The sequence below is a fragment of the Halomicrococcus pelagicus genome, from assembly GCF_050954125.1.
Genome location: NZ_JBPBWC010000021.1, coordinates 57,828 through 78,229 on the forward strand (window position 1 = coordinate 57,828; position 20,402 = coordinate 78,229).

Annotated in this window: 17 protein-coding genes and 2 pseudogenes; 8 read left to right on the forward strand and 11 right to left on the reverse strand. The window is 56.5% G+C overall.

Annotated features, from left to right (window positions below; genetic code table 11):
• Positions 1 to 31: 31 nt before the first annotated feature.
• Positions 32 to 697, reverse strand: a complete 666-nt coding sequence (locus tag ACRYA2_RS23265) for a hypothetical protein (protein WP_433633553.1) — start codon at positions 695 to 697, stop codon at positions 32 to 34.
• 671 nt (positions 698 to 1,368) lie between these two features.
• Here ACRYA2_RS23265 and ACRYA2_RS23270 point away from each other — a divergent pair.
• Both ACRYA2_RS23270 and ACRYA2_RS23275 read left to right on the forward strand, forming a co-directional pair.
• Positions 1,369 to 1,794, forward strand: coding sequence for a cupredoxin domain-containing protein (locus ACRYA2_RS23270; protein WP_433633604.1), 426 nt, complete (start codon positions 1,369 to 1,371; stop codon positions 1,792 to 1,794).
• On the forward strand, positions 1,791 to 2,135 hold the full coding sequence (locus ACRYA2_RS23275; RefSeq protein WP_433633555.1) for a DUF7475 family protein: 345 nt from the start codon (positions 1,791 to 1,793) through the stop codon (positions 2,133 to 2,135). The genes ACRYA2_RS23270 and ACRYA2_RS23275 overlap by 4 nt, the downstream gene beginning before the upstream one ends.
• Before the next feature lie 63 nt (positions 2,136 to 2,198).
• Here the strand turns inward: ACRYA2_RS23275 and ACRYA2_RS23280 are convergent, their stop codons facing one another.
• The 3 genes from ACRYA2_RS23280 to ACRYA2_RS23290 all read right to left on the reverse strand — a co-directional run bounded on the left by ACRYA2_RS23280 (position 2,199) and on the right by ACRYA2_RS23290 (position 4,395).
• Positions 2,199 to 2,543, reverse strand: coding sequence for an SHOCT domain-containing protein (locus ACRYA2_RS23280; RefSeq protein ID WP_433633557.1), 345 nt, complete (start codon positions 2,541 to 2,543; stop codon positions 2,199 to 2,201).
• Between the two features lie 161 nt (positions 2,544 to 2,704).
• Positions 2,705 to 3,685, reverse strand: a complete 981-nt coding sequence (locus tag ACRYA2_RS23285) for a sulfite exporter TauE/SafE family protein (RefSeq protein WP_433633559.1) — start codon at positions 3,683 to 3,685, stop codon at positions 2,705 to 2,707.
• Positions 3,686 to 3,900: 215 nt separating this feature from the next.
• Positions 3,901 to 4,395: a CBS domain-containing protein gene (locus ACRYA2_RS23290; RefSeq protein ID WP_433633561.1), complete on the reverse strand. Its 495-nt coding sequence runs from the start codon at positions 4,393 to 4,395 to the stop codon at positions 3,901 to 3,903.
• A gap of 372 nt (positions 4,396 to 4,767) precedes the next feature.
• Here ACRYA2_RS23290 and ACRYA2_RS23295 point away from each other — a divergent pair, with 372 nt between their 5' ends.
• On the forward strand, positions 4,768 to 5,985 hold the full coding sequence (locus ACRYA2_RS23295) for an NAD(P)/FAD-dependent oxidoreductase (protein WP_433633563.1): 1,218 nt from the start codon (positions 4,768 to 4,770) through the stop codon (positions 5,983 to 5,985).
• Between the two features lie 385 nt (positions 5,986 to 6,370).
• Here the strand turns inward: ACRYA2_RS23295 and ACRYA2_RS23300 are convergent, their stop codons facing one another.
• The 3 genes and pseudogenes from ACRYA2_RS23300 to ACRYA2_RS23310 form a co-directional block, all read right to left on the reverse strand.
• Positions 6,371 to 6,595 carry a DUF7123 family protein gene (locus ACRYA2_RS23300; protein WP_433633565.1) on the reverse strand — a complete coding sequence of 75 codons (225 nt, stop codon included), beginning with the start codon at positions 6,593 to 6,595 and terminating at the stop codon, positions 6,371 to 6,373.
• A 9-nt stretch (positions 6,596 to 6,604) separates the two neighbouring features.
• Positions 6,605 to 9,220: a heavy metal translocating P-type ATPase gene (locus ACRYA2_RS23305; RefSeq protein ID WP_433633567.1), complete on the reverse strand. Its 2,616-nt coding sequence runs from the start codon at positions 9,218 to 9,220 to the stop codon at positions 6,605 to 6,607.
• Positions 9,221 to 9,295: 75 nt separating this feature from the next.
• Positions 9,296 to 9,601: pseudogene (locus tag ACRYA2_RS23310) on the reverse strand (integrase core domain-containing protein); the annotation flags it as partial.
• A gap of 304 nt (positions 9,602 to 9,905) precedes the next feature.
• On the opposite strand from ACRYA2_RS23310, the gene ACRYA2_RS23315 reads away from it, so the two are divergent.
• Both ACRYA2_RS23315 and ACRYA2_RS23320 read left to right on the forward strand, forming a co-directional pair.
• Positions 9,906 to 10,211: an SPW repeat domain-containing protein gene (locus ACRYA2_RS23315; protein WP_433633606.1), complete on the forward strand. Its 306-nt coding sequence runs from the start codon at positions 9,906 to 9,908 to the stop codon at positions 10,209 to 10,211.
• Between the two features lie 361 nt (positions 10,212 to 10,572).
• A complete protein-coding gene (locus tag ACRYA2_RS23320; protein ID WP_433633570.1) occupies positions 10,573 to 11,439 on the forward strand; it encodes a DUF7282 domain-containing protein in 867 nt (288 codons plus the stop codon).
• 93 nt (positions 11,440 to 11,532) lie between these two features.
• Here ACRYA2_RS23320 and ACRYA2_RS23325 read toward each other — a convergent pair whose 3' ends face one another.
• Entirely contained in the window at positions 11,533 to 12,936 is a 1,404-nt protein-coding gene (locus ACRYA2_RS23325) for a permease (protein WP_433633572.1), read from the reverse strand.
• Positions 12,937 to 13,264: 328 nt separating this feature from the next.
• Between ACRYA2_RS23325 and ACRYA2_RS23330 the strand changes: the two genes are divergently transcribed.
• From ACRYA2_RS23330 to ACRYA2_RS23340, 3 genes are all read left to right on the forward strand, one after another.
• Positions 13,265 to 13,564, forward strand: coding sequence for a hypothetical protein (locus ACRYA2_RS23330; RefSeq protein WP_433633574.1), 300 nt, complete (start codon positions 13,265 to 13,267; stop codon positions 13,562 to 13,564).
• Between the two features lie 22 nt (positions 13,565 to 13,586).
• The gene (locus tag ACRYA2_RS23335) at positions 13,587 to 14,168 is read left to right on the forward strand and encodes an SRPBCC family protein (protein WP_433633576.1); all 582 of its coding nucleotides are present in this window, start codon (positions 13,587 to 13,589) and stop codon (positions 14,166 to 14,168) included.
• Between the two features lie 137 nt (positions 14,169 to 14,305).
• Positions 14,306 to 14,860 (forward strand): DoxX family protein, encoded by a 555-nt coding sequence (locus ACRYA2_RS23340; RefSeq protein ID WP_433633578.1) that lies wholly within the window; start codon positions 14,306 to 14,308, stop codon positions 14,858 to 14,860.
• A 119-nt stretch (positions 14,861 to 14,979) separates the two neighbouring features.
• Here the strand turns inward: ACRYA2_RS23340 and ACRYA2_RS23345 are convergent, their stop codons facing one another.
• The 3 genes and pseudogenes from ACRYA2_RS23345 to ACRYA2_RS23355 all read right to left on the reverse strand — a co-directional run bounded on the left by ACRYA2_RS23345 (position 14,980) and on the right by ACRYA2_RS23355 (position 20,290).
• Positions 14,980 to 16,749, reverse strand: coding sequence for a carbamoyltransferase family protein (locus tag ACRYA2_RS23345; RefSeq protein ID WP_433633580.1), 1,770 nt, complete (start codon positions 16,747 to 16,749; stop codon positions 14,980 to 14,982).
• 288 nt (positions 16,750 to 17,037) lie between these two features.
• Positions 17,038 to 18,267: an RNA-guided endonuclease InsQ/TnpB family protein gene (locus tag ACRYA2_RS23350; protein WP_433633582.1), complete on the reverse strand. Its 1,230-nt coding sequence runs from the start codon at positions 18,265 to 18,267 to the stop codon at positions 17,038 to 17,040.
• A gap of 233 nt (positions 18,268 to 18,500) precedes the next feature.
• Positions 18,501 to 20,290, reverse strand: a pseudogene (locus tag ACRYA2_RS23355) (5'-nucleotidase C-terminal domain-containing protein).
• Positions 20,291 to 20,402 lie beyond the last annotated feature (112 nt).

Here is a 20,402-nt window from a genome sequence, read left to right on the forward strand (position 1 = left end):
GTCTTCGCTCTCGTCTCGAAAAAGGGCGTGTCTACGTTGGGTTGCCGATCGATGCACGATGTGATGACTGTTCTCGGCGTACAGCAGCCTCATACAGCGGTGCGATTCCGAGTGGGAACGTGAGAATTCCGAAAATGACGAGAGCGTACCATCCGATCGTCTTCTTTGCTGGCGTAGCGGCTACCAGAAGTCCCAGAATAGCAGTCCCGATCGTGATATAGCTCCACGAGAGGGTGTATGTCTGGCAGTAGAAATAGCAGACTGCTGTCACTGCAGGTTCCCATGCCGTCGGGTCGGGCTGTGGGAAGATGAATCGACAGTAGAGGTGAAAGGCGAGGGCGTAGATGGCGGGTACAAGGATGAACATGAGTGCACGCCCTTGTTTGGATCCGAGGGCGTAGCGATCGGCTATCAAGATCAGGACGAATGGAAAGGTAAACTCCCAGAGCCAGAGTCCGAGCGTGAGAGAGACGGGGTAGTGACCGAGACGAGGCTGGGAGGGAAGTACCGTTGTTGGGAGTGTGGCCCATTCGTAGTACGGAAACGGCTGTATATTCGTGAGGAAGGCGAGCAGGATAAGTCCGACCGCGACACCGAAGCCTCCGGTTCCGACCCGTGCGAGACGCGCCATCCAAGGCGATACCGGTGACCTGGACGCTCGCTCGGTCTGCTGAAGACGTGTGAGCAGTCCCGCCATCCGTCTTTTGTCGGTACGGTGTCGACTGTTATATGCTTTGAGATCAGAAATGCGTGTTAGCAGCTACAGGGTAGTTTGATCACGATCTTCTCTTTCTCTCCCATGTACTACATAGTATATAATGTTTCTGTACTACTTAAAATATTCTGCCGATTAAATCCAGTGAAAACACTCCGGACACTTTTGGCTCCGATCGAAGTATGTTGGAACGAACAATGGCACGGAAGAAACCACCGCACCGACGAACCGTATTGAAAGTCGCAGGCGTTGCAACTCTATCTGCGATCGGCGTAACGGGTGTTGGCGCGAACGATGGCGAGACGACAACGACCACTCACAACGATAGCCACGGACATGGTTCCACCGAAACGAGCCATCGTAACACGACGGCAGCGACTACCCACAGCGAAAGTCACGGACACGGTACTACTGAAACAGGCCATCATACCGAGACCACAACCATGAGTGGTCACGGCCACGGGTCCGGTCAGACCACGGACAATGGTCACTCGAAAACGACCGAACGTGAACAAGAATCAGGCCATGGCCACAACGACGGGCATGGCGGTGGGAGTGGCCAGGGACATAGTGGCGGGATTAGTGAGCCGACGGCTCACGCGACAGTGGCCATGAACACCAATGGAAGTATTCTGGACGTACTCACCGGGGGGATGAGCCTCTCAAAGTACTTCACCAAGAATCGAAACCACTTCCATCCGCACATTGTCCACGTAAAGAAGGGTGGGACGGTGACGTGGAAAGACGAGTCCGGCCGCCATGCCGTTGTCGCGTACCATCCATCGAATCACGGGAAGCCGAATCGGATTCCAAAACGTGCGAAACCGTGGGACAGTGGTGCACTGACAGGCGGCGAATTCTCACATACGTTTGATGTCGAAGGCGTCTACGACTATTATTGTCCACCACACGAACCGATGGGAATGATCGGAAGCGTCGTCGTCGGGAATCCCGACGTATCGAACCAACCAGGGTTGCAACCACCGTCGCGGTCGCTTCCATCGCGTGCTCAGACGAAACTGGCGGACCTCAACGAGCAAACGAGAACGGCACTCAAAAGTACAGGAGGGCCCCGATGACGACGACCGAGCAGGTTCTCTCTCGAGGGAACGGTATCGGCACGGTGCAGGGTATCGCACTTGTTCTTACCGTTATCACTGGGTCGATTCACATATACAAGGGACTAGGGTACGGCGGCATCCCACTTCTCCTTGCGGGCGCTGGTTTCTTCGGTGGCGTCGCGTTGTTCGCACTCGATGTACAGCGGCGCTGGCTGTACGCACTGGGCGTTCCGTACACCATCGCACAGATCATTCTCTGGTTCGAGATGGGACTGCCGTACCTTCGACTCGGTCTGTTCGACAAGGCCGTACAGACGCTGTTAGTAGTCATTCTAACGTTTCTCTTGATAACAGAATAGCCTCGCAAATAGAAATCTGGTCGAGACGTCGTTTCTACTCCTGAGACGGAGTGCGGTTTGACGCTACCGTTCTGACTGGAGTTGTTCGCGACGGGACTCGAATTCTTCTTCGGAGATGTCGCCACGGGCGTAGGCCATACGTAGTTCTTCGAGTGCAGCATCATTGCCGGAATTCTCTCCAGTGAGTGCTCGATAGAGGACGTACCCAAAACCGAGAACGAACAGCAACGGGACAAGCATCATTCCCCAGCCCCAGACTGATATTTGTCCTCCATATCCGGGTCCCATCATCCAGCCACCCATTATCGGGAATGCGAAGACCATCATTAGCATCGGTGCGAGCAGGATGATCGCGAGTATCACAACGATGAGCCGCAACCATGAATCGTTCTGGCTTGCTGTGGTCATGGAGAAGACTACCACTGCCAAGCAGAAAGCAGTATCGACTATCTTTGATCTGCTCAAGAGCATTGGAAAAGGGTACTTGGTTGCGGTCCAATCTATCCCATCTGTATAAATAGGAATATATAATATATAATTATTTTATATGCATTCTCTCAGGCATCGTCTCACTGACGATCTGACTGATAGGTTAAATTCCGAATACCAAAGGAGATGATGACGACACTCATGACCAATGCGGTTCCAAAAAGGAGAACGATACTGAGGACATGAAGGGAAAAGACGCCGTACGTGTGGCTAACTACTTTACTCGCTACCGCGAGGCTATCGACTAACAAGATCAGTGCGAAGTATTCCTTGAACTTTGCCGCAACGATGTACTCCGTCAACCGCGAGCCAAGCGATGCCCCGAGGACGCTACCACCGAGCAGGGGGAGAACGACCGAGAGATGAACTGCGTCTGCCCGCGCATAGAGGAACGCCCCGTAGCCGCTCGAAACCGCAATTTGGAAGATATCGGTTCCGACCGCGATCGTCTCGGGCAGTGTCAGTCCATACATCAGGCTTGGTAGGACGAGAAAGCCGCCGCCGACGCCAAGAAGGCCAGCCAGGATTCCCGTCGCAAAAGCGATTCCTATCACCACCCACATTGACGCAGTGACACCGCCACTGAACGACAGCATCGGCGGGATTCGAATAGCGCCCATCCGTCGTAACGGGGTCGCGTCGACCACGTCGTCGTCTTCGGGAGTAACCGTACGGGCGTCTCGTAACACGAATAGTCCAACTGCCGCCAGCAACCCGACGTACGCGACGCTAATCACGAAGTTCGCGAGTCCAATATCGGAGAGTTCGAAGAGGAGTCGTTTCCCGACTCCCAATCCTGTCGCCATACCGACGATGAGGATAACTCCCAGTTTGTAGTCGATATGGCCTAGGCGACGATGAGTGACAACGGCGGTCACCGACGTTCCGAAGACGAATACTAGCCCAGAGCCGACTGCTGCTTCGACAGGATGGCCGAGCACGAGTAGCGCTGGTGTGACGAAGAAGCTCCCGCCGAGGCCAAAGAATCCGAAGAGGATGCCAACTGCGAAGCCGAATACAACGAAAAACAGCACACCCGGATTGAACGACCAGAGACTCATTCCCCCCATAGTACTCGTAATGCAAGAACGCGCGTGAGAGTCTTTACTCTTGCTCAGGTGAGTCGGCCAGGCTTATCTATCGTACACGCAACTCAAGCACTCTGTACTTTCGAACTGGGATTGAACGTCCCTTCAGCGAACCCTGAGCTAGTCCATGGCGTATCGAAAACGTCAGATACAGCATTGCAGCCACGATAATACGTGGATAACTCACCTTAATTTGGGGGTGACTCGGAATGGATGACTTCTGCGAGGCTATCAAGTTGCGCAGAGACATGGGTGCACTCCCCTGCGAGGTGAAGGACGAGGTCGTCGAACGCGACAATGCCGACGAGGTGATCGTCCTCGAGAACTGGTATGCGGCGGGCGTGAGCATCGTTCATCGCCCGTAAGATTCGCTGGATTTTCGCGTCCGCCTCGACTGAGATGGGATCCGTCGTCATCACATCCCGTGCAGTGAGCGTGTCCAGATCGACATCTTCTCGGGCAAGACTTGACGAGCCGGCCTCGGCGACGACTTTGACGGCTATATCTCGATCTGTAACGATACCGACGACCTCGTCATCTTCCATTACGAGGACGCTACCAACGGTTTGGTCGAGCATCGTCTGGCCAGTTTCAGTAATCGACGCGTCCGGAGTGACACTGACCACCTCTGTCTGAGCAAGCTTCCGAGCAGTCATCCCTAGGTCAGTTCGTTCGGAGGCCATAGCAACGGCCGTACTACGCCAGTATATAAAAACATCTGCCTCAATTTGAATGACATAATTCGGATTCCAACCAAGGACTTGTACCGTGATAATAGAGGACTATCGAATCTCGGACCGATTCTCGCCACGGTTTCCCTCCTGCTTTATCAGACGAGAAGCATTGAACGAATATCTTTTTCACTCACACTGCTCACAGGCTATTAAGCGAATATCATGGAGCCTGATCCGAGGCGTATTTCATACCGATACATTGGTTTGTTCCACCTGCTAAATTCGATGGCGACGATCTATGAATAACTGCTACTCAGTTGTTATCGTGCGAAAGTGTGGGAAAAGACATAGCCCTCTTGCGCTCATAATGAGAGACATCCCATGACGAATTTACAAGGGGGTGCACTGGAGAGACCGGCGGTCGCAGTGCTGGGTGGCGCGGTTGCGGGTCTTGCGGCTGCAGAACGCTTTCGAGAGTTTGCAGACGTAACTCTGTTTGAGCGCCAATCCTACGACGATAAACGAGTTAACTGCGGGGAGGCCATCAACGAAGCGTCCCTCGTTCCCCTTGAGGAGACGGCCGAGAACGGGTTTTTGGATCGCGTCAAGCAGTTCAATCTCGAAATCTATGCCACCACAGACCGCGGGAGCGAGGCACCTATTACTGAATCGACTATCGACGTCGGGTGCGGTTATATCACTGATAGGAACGTCATCGAGCGTCGATGGGCCGAGCGACTAGCCAACGGCGAGGAGGGTCCCGCAGTCGATGTCCGTGACAACGTCAATATCTCGATCGAACGGTATTGGGACTTCGTCAAAGCGTATGACTACGTGGTCGATGCAACGGGCTACCCGTCGCTCACGACCAAGGCAGCAAACCAAACCAACAATTACACCGGCAGTATGTTCGCCCTCAACGCTGACGTTAGAGGCGACTTTTCTGCGTCTCTCCATCGTCCCCGAATCGTTTTCGAGGGGTACGTAGGATACTGGTGGTGCTTTCCAAAAACGGAAACTCGTGCGAACGTCGGAATCGGATGGGCTGGTGATGAGCGTCCCGATAATTATGTAGAAGCCTTCTGGAACGCTTGCGACCGAGCGAACGCTCCACGACCTGACCGTAAGGATATCAACGCAGATACGATTCCGCAAGGTCCGAATCTCGATCCCCAACTCACCTATCCCGAACAGGGTGTGTTCCTCGTCGGTGATGCCGCCGGCATCGCCAATCGGTACCAAGGCGAGGGCATTTGTCAAGCGATCCGTTCGTCATATTTCCTTGCAAGATTGGTCCAGGAGGACCACGAACACGAGTATCCACAGCGGCTGTATGAACAGATGAAGTCGGAGTACCGTCTAGCAACGTTGATGCGAGGCGTTCTAGAGGAAACCGATGACGTCCAGCTAGTTGCTCAAGTTGCAGCGGCAGTCGATGGTCTGACTGTCGATGTCGTGACTCGACATCCATGGCGAGTCTATCAGCGCATTCTTCAGCGACCGAGATTACTCACTCGTCTCGTTACCACGCCCGGGATTCGACGACGATTGGCCGAATCGTACACTAATCGATGGGAGTACGACGGCACGGGAAGTTAATAGTCGTGATACTCAATATACGACAGCAATTTAGCGCAGGGACACTACTTATAGACATTGAGCCTTATTATCTGAGGCGCTGCTCCCACAGGCTATGTGGGCCAATTCAGTCATTTCCTGCAAAATATGGCGTTAAAAACCGAACCTTGGCTAATGCATTAGTAGTCCCACTCCCCAAGAGATAAGCTGCTTGCGCCTATTACAGATATAGTGTTGTAATGTAAGCTGTGGGTGTTATAAAGAACGGATCTTAGCCCCCGCATAGTAAGAAGGTGTATATGTGATGAACCTCTCCGATGTGTGTTGTCAAACGAGATGACGAACACGACGTGAAAATATGATCCACTGCTTAGAACGCTGTCTCGATACCCGACTCGGTGGGGAGTTACGCCCTAGCTTTCTTGATCCGCCACGTCGTACTCTTCGATCGACCCCACTGTTCGATCGATACCTCTCCTAATTCGTCCTGTAACTGTCGAAGATACTGTGCGACAGCCTTCGGCGAGGAGTCGAGCTCACTCGCGATTTCGCGGGCTCGAAGATAGGTCGGTTCAGCATCGGCCGTCGTAACAATGTACTCACGAACCGCTTGACGAGTGATATCAGACATACTGGAGGATTAGCGAATCCAGCCCAAGAGTTTGTAGTCGTGATCGGGCGTGTATTTGCGGAACAGCAGACTGTTCGTGAGGACTGACACGCTAGAGAACGCCATCGCGCCGGCCGCGAGCACGGGTTGCAGCAGTCCAAGCGACGCCAGCGGAATCATCGCCGTGTTGTAGCCCAGTGCCCAGACGAGGTTCTGCTTGATCTTCGAGAGCGTGGCATCCGAGATACGGATGGCTTTTACCACGTCGAGCGGATCGTCGCGCATCAGCGTCACGTCGGCTGCTTCAATCGCAACGTCAGTTCCCGAGCCGATGGCCGTGCCGACGTACGCGACGGCGAGGGCGGGCGCGTCATTGACGCCGTCACCCACCATCATCGCCTTACGTCCTTCGTCCTGAATAGCCTCGACGGCGTCGGACTTGTCCTCCGGGAGGACCTCCGCGCGGACGTTCTCCGGGTCGATGCCGACCTGCTCGGCGACGGCGCGGGCGGTTCGCTCGTTGTCGCCCGTGATCATCATCACGTCGACTCGGCGCTCCTGCAGTTGGCGCACGGCGTCCTTCGCGCTCTCTTTGATCGTGTCGGCATCGGCGACGACGCCGACCAGTTCACCCTCGTAGGCGACCAGCATCGCGGTCTTGCCCTCGTTTTCGAGCCGTTCCATCGTTTCCTCAGCGGGATCAGCGTTGATCCCGTTGTCACGCAGCAGTTTGCGATTCCCGACCAGCACCTCGCTGTTTTCGATCGTCGCCTGAATTCCGTGGCCGGGGACGTTCTCGAAGTCATTGGGATCGATCACGTCGATTCCGCGTTCCTCGGCGCCCTCGACGATCGCACGGGCAAGTGGATGCTCGCTTCCGCTCTCGGCGGAAGCCGCAAGTTGGAGAACGTCGTCCTCGGAGAGGAAGTCCTGAGTGACGGGTCGTCCACTGTCCACTGTACTGTCTACCGTCGCGTCACCGCCGTCCGCGACCGGTTGGTCCTCGTCGTTGAAGACGACGACGTCCGTCAGCTCCATCGCTCCTTCGGTGAGCGTCCCCGTCTTGTCGAAGACGACCGTGTCGACGTCCTTGGCTCGTTCCAGGACGTCACCGCCCTTGAACAATACGCCGTTCTGTGCGCCGATCGTGGTTCCGACCATCGTTGCCGCGGGTGTCGCGAGTCCCAGTGCACAGGGACAGGCGATGAGTACGGCCGAGGCGAAGACGATGACGGAGAACTCGAAGACCGAAACCGTCCCTCCGGCGACGGTCGGCCCGCCGACGACGAGTCCCCACGACGGTAGCCACTCGACGAATCCCGCGAGCGTCTCGGGGAAGAGGAACCAGACGACACCCCAGAAGAGAGCGTTGCCGATGACGGCGGGCACGAAGTACGCAGAGATGCGGTCGGCGAGGTTTTGTATGTCCGGCTGGCGGGACTGGGCCTCCTTGACCGTCTGGACGATCTGCTGGAGCGCCGTGTCCTCACCCACCTTCGTCGCCTCGACGACGAGCACGCCGTTCTCGTTGATCGTGGAACCTACGACCTCGTCGCCCCCCTCCTTCTCGACGGGGACGGACTCACCGGTGACCATCGATTCGTCGACCGCGCTCTGGCCGTCGACGACGACCCCGTCGGTCGGGATTTTTTCGCCCGGACGCACCTTCATCCGGTCGCCGGTCTCGACGTCTTCGAGCGGGACTTCTTCCTCGGTCCCGTCCTCGTCGACGACCGTGGCCGTCTCGGCTTCCATTTCGAGGAGCTTTCGCAGTGCTTCGCCGGCCTGTCCCTTCGAACGGGCTTCGAGGTAGTTCCCGAGCGTGATGAACACGAGGATGAGCGCCGCGGTGTCGAAGTAGAGACCGCCGGCGATCAGTCCCCCGAGCACGGCGACGGAGTAGAGATACGCCGTGGACGACCCCAGCGCGATGAGAACGTCCATGTTGGCGCGCTTGTTCTTGACGAGCGCCGTGTACGAGTTCTTGTAGAACTCCCAGCCGAGGATGACCTGTACCGGGGTCGCGAGCAGGAACTCGACCCATCCGAACTCGATTCCGAAGACCGTTTCAGGGACGACTCCGCCGCCGAGAAGGAACTTTTCGGCGAGGAAGAAGAGAAGTGGGGCCGAGAGCGCTGCGCCGAACAGCGTTAGCCTGAATTGGTGGCGGATTTCGGCTTGCCGAGCGGCGTCGCGGGCGTCTTCGCCGGATTCGTTGCCCACATCCTCACGCACAGGCGTGTAGCCTGCGCTCTCGATTGCCTCGTAGAGCGCACTGAGCGACGTATCTGCGGGGTTGTATGTCACCTGTGCTTCGTCGGTCGCGTAGTTCACCTCCGCGTCGACGACGCCCGGTGTATCCCGCAGCGCGCTTTTGTTCGTCTCTGCACAGTTGGCACACGTCATGTCCGTGATGCCGATGCTCACCGTTTCCGATACTGCACCGTATCCAGACTCGTCGATCGTCTCGTAGATCTCCTGGAGCGTCACCTCGTCGGGATCGTATTCGACCGATCCCTCGTCGGTGGCGAAGTTGATGTTCGCCTCTGAGACGCCGTCGAGACGTTCCACGGAGTCCTGTACCGTCGACGAGCAGTTGGCACAGGACATCCCCGTGATGTCGAGATGGGCTGTTCGTGTCGTCATATCTGTTTTCTAGTACAGGCTCCACTCTTAGGCAGTTTTCCCCTTTCAGAGTGGCGTTCGATACAGTGGCACTGTCTAGTTTAGCTCCTCCTCGACGGGCGTTCGGTTGTTGAGCGATTGATGCGGTCTCTGACGGTTATAGTAATGCACAAACTGTTCAAGCCACCGCTGGACGCTCGGCCGACTGCCCACCCAGGACGTATGGAAGCGGTCGATCCGCTGTTTGAGCGTGTGAAACCACTTTTCGATCAGGTTTCGCTCTGTGTAGTCGAGCCGACCGCTCAACCCAATTCGAAAGAGGGCAGTCCGATAGCCGTAGCCATCAACGAGAAACACGGCGTCCGAGAGATCGTGTTTCTCGGCCAATCTAGACAGAAACGATACAGTCTAAATCTTGGATTCTAAACCCTGACAACGAGGACTAATTCTTTGGTTCCCCTATCTGGGTCTCTCCAGGCGGAGTGAAAAATATGATACCGTTAATTATCGCACTCGATCTTATTTCGACCATATATACTGGAAACAATACTGGACTGTTAGCAAGTATCACGAAAAAGTACCAGGTGGTAACTAAGACTACAGCATGAGTGAGACAGAAACTACGACCGAAACGGAACCGCAGAGTATCAGTCGAAGCATCAAATGAATGGCTGGGACTAACGGCCTGCTCGGACTCTAGCTAGTCATCGTCCCCTTTCTCTGGTCGGCTCCAAGCGTCGACGTGTGGAACGACGTGATCGTGGGGCTGTCGATTGCTACTATCGCGGGCTACAACTACTTCCGGGAAGCCAACGGGCGCCCCGCTAGCCGTGCGAGCGCTGCGACGAATACGGTGCTTGGACTGTGGTTGATCGCCGCCCCATTCGTCTTCGGCATCGACGGTACGCTCCTCTGGAACGACGTGATCGTCGGAAGTATGATTACGCTGTTTGCCGGGTATAACTGGGGAGCCAGCGACCTCCCCGGAACCGGTAGTCCGTCGAGCGCCTAATTACTTCTCGTCGAGGGAATGAACTACGTCGGGGCGTGACCCCGCTTCCTCGTGATTTGGCCTCCCGTCTCCTGCTTGCCTCAACCCGCTGGTTTCGAACGGCAGACGATGAGGTAAGTCGCCCCACGAGGCTAAACACTCGCTCTCCTGCTTCATCTGAGGTGCCTTGAGGACAGACACATGCCTTTCCACGTCGAACAGTTGCTTCTGATCATCTCTTATATATTATTACTTATACCATTGAATCCGTGGTTTCTGGACTTCGGATGGGGCAGTATCGTTAAGTACGATTCTCTCGTCATCCTTGCTGTCCTCTTGGGTGGGGATAGAAATGAGACTACCAACGACACTGAGACAGTGGATGGTACTTGCGACGGTCGGGCTGATCGTTGCGAGTTCCGGTATTGCTACCGCTGGAGCTGCCACGAACATCGCAGAAGCAGACCAGCAACAAAATACAGAGCCACAGGTTGCTTTCCAGGATCAGACAGTCAACGGAACGACCGTGACTGTCGCATCTGCAACACTACCGAATGGGGGGTTCATCCTCATTCACAACGAGAGCGGCGCTGTCATCGGGCAGTCGAACTATCTCGAACCAGGGACACACAAGAACGTCGAGATTGAGCTGGCTCCCAACACGGTATCTCAGTATTCACAGATGCAGGAGATGATGCAGTTGCTGAACCAGACCCAGTCACAGGGAGCGATGATGGCGATGCGGGCCCAGCAGATGCCACACGAGGATATGCAGCAGCTCATGAATGAATCCCAGGGGCACCACATGGGCGGGATGATGAACCAGTCACAGATGGACCAGATGATGGCACTCATGCTTCAGCAGATGCAGAATCGTCAACAGATGCAGGCGTTGATGCAGGCGATGATGGCTAGTGGGCAACATCAAGCGCAGATGCAACAGATGGCACAACTGATGAATCAGACGAGCATGCGTGAACAACAGATGCTGATGCACGCCGCCGATGAATCGGCGGAACAAGGCCAGATGCGTCACATGATGCGTCAGCAGATGCACGACTACACGCAGATGCGCCAGTTGATGCAACAAATGCAGGCCCAGACCCAACAGCAGCGGTCACCACAGCCGCTGACGGCGATGCTCCACACCGACGCTAACGACGATCGGCAGCTCGAATTCCCAGGTACAGACAAGCCGTACACGCAGGACGGGAATCCAGTTACCGCAACCGCACGAGTGAGAACCTGACGTACCGTCTACAGATCAACGTCATGTATTTTGCAAGAGCGAGAGGGGCGACTGCAGCAGTCATTGATTCGCGACGATTACGTGACGTTTCGGTCAGTGATGTTCGTGACTCCGGGACGCGCCGACGTCCGAAATCTGCGGGTCTTTGCGCGAAAACTTCGAGGGGTCGCTCTCGAACGAGCGCTTGCACTCTTTCGAGCAGAAATAGTACGTTTCGTCACCGCGCGTGACGCTCGGACCACCGTCGTCAGTACGCATTCCGCACACGGGGTCGCGGTACTGGCCGGGTGCGCCGAGTCCTCGGCGATAGGCGTAGAAGAGGAACCCCGAGAGAGCGAACGCGACCAAATTGAGATAGAAGGTGTAATCGAGGTCGAAATACGTCTGTTCGGTGGCCGTCTCCCCGCCAGCGAGATTCGGCACGATACCGAGAGCGGTGAACAACTCTTCCATGAGAAAGCCGGTGAACGCCATCGTCACGAAGAACACGCCGAGGATGTACATCATCACGTGCCAGCCGTAGTATTTGCGGTAGACGTTCAGGACCGGAATCGTGATGAGATCGGCGTAGACGAACGCAATGACGCCGGCGAAGCTGATGCCGCCGCTCCAGAGGGCGACGGCGAACGGGACGTTCCCGATGCTGCCGACGAAACTGACGACGGCAATCGTCACGCCCATGACCGCGTTCTCGGCACTTACGAGTAAGCTGTCTCCTTGGAGAAAGAGCCGACTCCACACCCACTGGGGGACGAAGACGATGACGAATCCGGAGATGAGAAAGCCGGCGACGACGTCCTTCCAGATCATCGACCACTCCTTGCGGTACTGATTCCCGAGCTTATACCAGCCGCCCCACGTCAACAGTTCGTCGCGCCATCCCCCACTACTGGCAACTTCCTGCTGGTAGGTCTCCAGGCAGCCAGCAGAGCAGAATTTCACCGTCTCACCCCCGTCGGTGACGAGCGAGTACTCGTCTCTGCCCTCCATGCCGCAGGTTGGATCCTCAGTAATACCGTGTTCGTGGTCGCGCTGGTTGAGTTCTTCCCGCACTTCCTCGAAGAGCGACTCGGGAAGCGTTACGCGCACGATGAGCGCCATCACCGCGATGAGAATGAGACCCCCGAGGAGTTCCGCCACGAGAAACTCCCAGCCGAGGAGGAGCAAGATCATCAAGCCGAGTTCGACGATGAGGTTCGTTGAGGCGAACATGAACGCAAAAAAGTTGACTACGTGTGCCCCTTTCTTGAACAGTCCTTTAGCGATAGCGACGGCGCCGAAGCTACAGCCGCTACTGGCGGCACCAAAGATGGTCGCTCTTGCAAGTCCACTGAGGTTGTCGTTACCGAGAAGCCGTGCCATCCGTTCTTTTGAGACGTAGACCTGCACAAGGCTGGTGATCATGAGACCCATCGTAATCGCCCACGCGGCGGTCCACAGGAAACCGACTCCAATCCGTATCGATTCGAGAACACCGTCGATGAGAGTGGTTTCCATGTCTGGATCTTCGTCGGCATCCGTCTTGTGAATTACCCTTAAGAATATGGGGGATTTAGTCTGTTCGACCTATACTCCAGCATAGAATGCATAGTAGAAGTATCGAATATTATGAGTGGCCTTTCAGACTACTCCTCAGAGGCGACCGAAGACATTACGTCGTTTTCCTGCCTTCTTCATACAGTTGGTTCTAATCCGGAAATGCTCTCAGATGTGCAAGCCAGCTCCACGTTTTGCTTCGAGTAACCACACTTCGAATCGACACTGCAACGAGTACTTTCGATTATGAGCCGAAATTCGATTGAACCAGCATGACGAATGTTCACCCATGAGCACCACGACCACCAATCGGGGCGAATACGAAGCTGAGACGTCCCACGAATCGGTGAAACTCGACGCGCTGGCGTTCGCTGGAGCTGCAGCAATCGTTTCTTCCGTCATTATGTTTCTCCTCGGTGTATTCGGAGCGGTCGGCGTCTACGAGGGCGCGGTTAGAATGATGGAGCAGTGGCATCTCTTCTTCGAACCCACTGTCGTCGGAACCGTGGCGGGTATGATCGAGGCAGCTGTCATTAGCTTTGCTTTCATATACGCCTTCGCGTGGCTGTACAACGTATTCGCTCGCTAAAACGAAGAGCAGAGGCCATTCGATGTATATCACCGACAAAGCAGAGATCGTCATCGATGCTTCTCTCGAGGAGATATGGGAGTACGTGACCGACCCAGCTCACTGGACGGCGTCGAACCCCGAGGAACACTACGGCCTTGAATACGACACGCCAGACAACCGACCGCACGAGGGCGCAAGGTTTCACCAACGCGAGACGGTCGCCAGTATGTATGCCAACCTCTATGGCCAGTTCCCCTACGTTAACCGTCCGAATGTGGCGGTCTGGGTGGGGACGGCGTACTATCCCCTCCTCCGGGGGTTGGTCACCGTTCGGATTCCCGAAGGCGGCACTATTCGGCTTGAAGAGACCGACGACGGCACTCGAATGTCCCACACCGTGTGGATGGACTTCCCGAACTCCCAGCTAGGATACCTACTGAAGTGGCTATTCGAAAATGTCCTCGACGGGAGGGTGAAACTCTACGACCACACCGAGAAGGAACTCGTCTTCTTCAAAGAACAAATAGAATCGGTTACATCTCCGCCAGAGACGTCGATACGTTCGACAGTGAGGAAACTCAAACGAATAATGACCAACTCCTCGCGCACGCCGAGCGAGTAGGGATTTCGTTACGGCGTAACTATCTGTAAGATACGGCCCTCGTTCAGTTGTTCACCCGACTATTTGACGAATCTAAGCACGAGGTATCCCGAAAACTGGCGGCTATTTTATCATCGTCCGTGACAACGTGTTCTACCATGGTATCGGAGGAAGTCCAACTACGAAGTACGGTTGCGGGATTTACTGCGAGCGGGAAACTTCACACGCTGAGCGTCTGGTTCATCCTCGCGCTCAGGTTGATGATAGGACTCGCATTCTTTCAGAGCGGCTTCGATAAGGTCCTCGCAGGGAATTTCGACGCTGCGGGTTACTTGACTGGCGCAGTCCCGAACACCGGCAGTCCTGCCACCGACCTGTTCGTAGCGATGGGGAACACGCCGTGGTTTGTCGACTTCGTGAACGTCGCCGTCCCGTGGGGCGAACTCCTCATCGGGCTTGGACTCATCTTCGGCGCGTTCACCCGCCTCGCGGCGTTCTTCGGCGCGTTCATGATGCTCATGTTCTACTTCGGGAACTGGGACGTGGCTCACGGCTACATCAACGGAGACTTCGCGTACATGCTCGTGTTCCTCTCCGTTGCAGCGTTCGGTGCAGGCCGTATCCTCGGGTTGGACGCCTATCTCGAACGGTACGAGTTCGATGGGCGGCCGCTCGTAGAACGCTATCCGTGGGCGCGCTACCTGCTCGGCTGAAAAGCTGAACACGGTCATCGAACGACGAGTGCGCCGTCAAGGTTCATGTCGGAATGCCCGTATTCACAGTAGGTGAGACAGCTAAGCGTGTAATCGCTAGATATTAATATTAAATAAATTTATAAAGTAATTTTGTTTAGTGTTTCCTCCATCCGCGTAGGCGAGTCCTCGTGACTCGGCTTGGTCACGACGATATCTTCAATCGCGAGGAGATCAAGCCCCATTCCGAAGAAGTCCTTGAGCGCTTCCGTTGGTGTCGTCACGATCGGTTCGCCGTGATCGTTGAACGACGTGTTTAGCACGGCTGGGACGCCAGTACGGTCGTAGAACTCAGAGATGAGGCGGTGATAGCGAGGGTTCTGTTCGCGGCGGACGGTCTGGGGGCGAGTCGTCTGATCGCTTGGATGGAGAACCGCCGTAAGGTCGTCGCGCTGGTCCTCCGGCACCGAGGCGGTCGTAATCATAAATGGAGCCTCGTGGCTCGGGTCGAGATAGTCGTCCACCGTTGACGCGAGCATCGAGGGAGCGAACGGCCGCCATTCTTCGCGGTGCTTGACGAAGCGATTGACGCGGTCACGCGATTCCACCGACCGGGGATCAGCGAGGATGCTGCGATTGCCTAACGCGCGCGGTCCGAGTTCGAGTCGTCCATGGAACCAGCCAACGAGGTCACCTTCGGCGAGACGGTCGGCGACGTACGCTTCGAGATCGTCCGGTTCGGCGAAGGGAATCTTGTTCGTTTCGAGGAGATCTCGAACCTCGGCAGAGTCAAAGGACGGGCCGAGATAGACGTCCGTCATCTGTGGAACGGAGTCCGGATGCTGGGTGATCCAGCCCGCGCCGAGCGCGAGACCGGCGTCGTTGGCGACCGGTTGGACGAATACATCCTCAACGCCGTCCGCCTGCATCACGCGAGTGTTCATCTTGCAGTTGAGGACAACGCCGCCCGCGAGCCCGACATTCCCAGCGCCGATCTGTGGTGCATATGTTTCTGTGATATCGACGACTGTCTCCTCGAGCAGCTTCTGTGCCGTATATGCGAGATCCTTTTCCCACTGAGAGAACTCTCCCGGTGTTTCGACAGCGGGACGGTCGAAGAGCTCCTCCAGCGTAGCGACACCGTATCCCGTCCCCCATTGCTGGGTAAGGTCGGTGACATCGTAGTCGACACCGGTATCAATCACCTCACGGAGAGTTGACTCGATAGCTTCGTTTTCCTCGCCGTACGGAGCGAGCCCCATTACTTTTCCTTCGCCGTTGAACATCCGGTAGCCGAGATACTTGGTGATGACTGCGAAAAAGAGGCCGAGACTGTTCGGATGCTCGTAGGTACGAATACGGTCGAGGCCATCGGGATGGGCGTTCCAGATGACCGTCGAGTCGTACTCGCCTTTCGCGTCGATAGTGAGGACGAGCGCTTCGTCGAAGCCGGAGGGATGGAACGCACTCGCTGCATGGCAGGCGTGATGGGAGCGCGTTTCGACGGGCGGCACTGATGACCCCAACTCGGCGAGCCGGGATTCGACTTCCGCTGTCGGCCGGAATGTCGACCGGAATCGCGTCTTCAGTACCTCTTCGAGCGTTCCGATTTTCGAGGCCATGCCGTCGACGGAGAGGGCGTTCTGGACGTAGTGACGGAGTATCTTGTTGCTGAGCGTCGGACGATAGGGGAGGATGACCCGGTCAATGTCGTCGAGATCGAGATCGCGGTAGTCGAGACAGGCTCGGATGGCGCGCCGAGGGAACGTGTTGATAGCGTGTTTTTGCCGTGAAAGCCGTTCTTCTTCCACGGCATAAATGAGGTTGCCATCTTCGAACAGGGCCGCGCTTGGGTCGTGTTGGCCGTACAATCCAATTGCTGGTTTGAATGACAGTATATACGAGGACATGACTGGATCTCAGATGCAGCGGATAGCTCGAATGGTTTCGTGGCCGGCTGTGACGCTCTTAGCGGCTTGGTTTCGATACTCGTGAGTATCGGGAACGCCAAAATAACTCGCGTCTCTCATCAACTCGGGGTCGACGTACCGCTGATAAATAAATAAACGGGCGTGTTTTCACCATGTGTAATTACTACCGTGCATTTTCATAGAAACTATAAGGCAGAATCCAAAGTTTTCGCCGTATGGTCAACCGCCTCGGAGTCAAGCCCCGAGGCTTGTCAGTGGACTCCCGCTCTACCCGCGCAAGGCGGTCGGTCGGAAATGACCGTTCGCGTTCAACGTCCCTGACTTGAGGGCCAGTTGACTGGTGGCCCGTCCAGCACCAGACTTGAGCCAGTGCTGGACAAGACGCCACCCGATGTTCCGAGCGGCGTTATAGTCGGCGTGTAGCTCTTTTCCACACTTCAGACACTCGAACTCGTCACCGTCACGGTTGTCCTCGTGCGTGAACCCACACTCCGAGTGACTGCACCGCTGCGACGTGTAGGCAGGTGCGACATCATCAACCTCGATGCCGTGTTCTTCGGATTTGTATTCGACGTGGCGTTGGAGTTCCTTGAACGCCCACTGCTGGAACTTCGAGCCGTTCGAGATGCGCTCGCGGATGTGTTTCAGGTTCTCGAACGCAATCGCCGTACAATCGTTCTCAACGGCTTCACGAACGATGGCCTTCGAGACACGGTGTAAGTAGTCCGCGCTCCACCGAGCGAACCGTGACCCGATGCTCTTGATGGTGAGGTGGGCGGAACGAGTGCCTGTCTGCTGGAGGTTCCCGCGCCGACGCTCGTACTCGTCACGCTTGTGGTTGAGGTAGTCCGCATTGCCAAGGAACGCTCCCGTACTGGTGACGGCAAGGTAGCCATCCACGTTCAAATCGACGCCGAGAACCACTCCGTTCTCGGTCGATTCATCGCCAGAATCAGCAGGTTCGACTTCTTTCTCAACTGCGACGTGGAGGTAGTACGTGCCGTCACGCTTGTGGAGGGTGGCTTCCTTACGCTCCCAGTCGTCCGTCCAATACTCCGAGAAGGGCGTTCCCGCATCGTCTTCGGGTGTGACGAACTCGGCGGTCACGCGGTCGTCCACGGTGGCGAGGGTCACGTGGTCGTCGTGATAGGTGATGGTACGCCCGTTGTACACGACAACTGAGCCTCGGAACTCGGGTTTGCTGGCTTTCTTGCCGTCGTTGAGGATGCGGTCTTTGCAATTGCCGAGCGCGTCGGCGGCGAGGTTGCGGGCGGATTGGACGAGACTGGCTTGCAGACTGGTCTGCTCCCGAACAGCAGTGTAGGTTTGGTCGTGGAGCGTGTTTTTGGTGTCCTCGATTTCTGTGGGGTCGTCGCTCCATCCAGCGTCAGCGACGTACTGGGCCGCCTGTTGGAATTGCTCGAACGTCTCATCGAGGACGTTGTGAGCGTCCTCGGGAACGTCGAGCTTTATCTGGATGTTGCGGACGACCTCCATACTTTATTATTACCGTTGGTAATACTTGAAAGTATTTGTTCAAGGGGTGGGGAGTCGGCCTTGCCATCGCGTGTTGTTTGTGTCATCGAGTGTCGGCTTCCTCCCCGACCTCAAGGGTCGGGGTATCCGCCTCGCAATCTCTATGAACGGCGACAATCGAGAATCGATCTAGGCTGCGATGACAGATCTACTCCCGACCATTTTGAGCTTCTCTTACTTCGCTGCGGTCGACACTATCGATAGCGGTTGCGACCCTCTTCAGGGAACGCGTCGCCTCGTGGAATCATGGCCGTCTCGCAGTACGCATCTCCGTTCTCATAATCGACGCCCGGCTGGATGAACGGATACGGACCGTCAGCAGGCGTATTCTGTGCCCATCCGCCGTCGTCTGCCGTCTCAACCAATCCGGCCACCTCGTAGTCGACTGGCGAATGGTCTGTTAGATACTCGGCGATGACGTCCACTGGAATCGTCCCCTCGTCGACTGAAACGTCCTGGAACGGGAAGCCACAATTGCCGAGGTCGCGTTCCGGATCGCCGGGGCGACGGAACGTCGCCACCGAATACGTCTCTTCGGGGTCGACTGGTTCGCCATCGATGCGCATTTCCACGAGTCGGCGGCCGCGCTTGGCGGTTGGGTCGAGAGTAACCTCGACGTTCGAGGAGTAGTTTCGGACGCGGCCATCCTCCTGGTCGTACGGATACGGCGTGAAGTTGTCCACGAGGAAGTCTTCCATATGGCTGGTGATTTGCTGGCCGACGCGACTCCGCGGGCGACGGGCGTCGCCATCGGGAAGAACGTGTACAGCTGTTCGAGCGTGATTTCACCGGGCGGGATGGCGGTCCCGTACCGGAACCCGTGCGAGACGGCCAGATCGGCGCCGAAGTGCTCGCGGAGGGCGTCGTTCAAGAGCGTGTTCCATGCGCTTTCCAGGAACGATTGCCGGTAGAGCGGTGTCTCCGTCTCGCCGACGACTGTGTCCAAGGGACGATCGAGTGTCCCGGCTCCGCGCTCGAACGCCGGGTCGTCCTCGAAGAAGGACGCGCGTGCGGCTTCGACCGTCTCAGCAGCTTCCGAGTCCGGCTCTGGGGTCCGGTCGTTGTCCTCGGTGAGACAGTAGAGGTGGTGACGGAACTGCACGTCTCCATCGTGGATTCGGAGGTCGACGCGACCGAGGGCCTCACCCATCCCGGACTCGACGACGACCGTTTCCGTTTCCTCGACGACGATCGGGTCGTGCGTGTACTCGTGGGTGTGCGCACTGAAGATCACATCCACGTTCGAACAGTCCTTGGCGGCTTGCACTATCCAGGGAAGACCGATTTCGGTAACGGCGACGACGACATCCGCGCCATCGTCGCGGGCGTCCTTCGCGGACTCTTCGAGGAGCGCCAGATGTTTCCCGAAACGGTACTTCTTCTCGTAAAACGCGGGAGCCATCCGGTCGACGTAGACGTTCGTCATGCCGACGACGCCTACCGAGAGTCCGCCAACGTCGAGGATCTCATACGGGTCGTACAGGCGGTTCTTCGTCTCCCAGTCGTAGAGATTGTTGGCGAGGACCGGAGCGTCGAGTCCGTCCATTAGTTCGACGAAGTTTCCGTCTTCTGCAGCCTCGTTCGAGTAGTCCCAGTTGCCAGGAACGTAGACGTCCGGTCCGATGTGTTCGTTTATCGGGTCGAGCATCGCCTGACCGTCGGTGAAGGTCGTGACCGCTGACCCGTGGAACGTATCGCCGCTCATCAGCGTGCAGACCTCGTGATCCTCGCGGAGTTCGTCGAGTTTGGCCGCGAGAATCGGAACGCCTCCACCGCGTTTGATGACTCGGTCGTCGTCGCCGAAGTCGAAGTCGGGCTTCGATTTCGGGTTGTCGTAGTAAATCTGGTGGCGCGGCGTCAACTGGCCGTGCAAGTCGCTGACATGGGCGAACACGAGGTCGGGATCTGAAGTACCGTCACCGTTTTCGCCTTCGCTACCGTCGAGGTACCGCCACTCCTCCATAGGGGACGCGTCCTGATTCATAGAGAGTAACTTCTGATACACCGGCTAACGTTTCATAGATTGTGGGCAATAGTCGAAAAGCTGCCCAAGACTCGTACTGGAGCAAAAGAGAGGAAAGGAGAGGGTTGAGTGG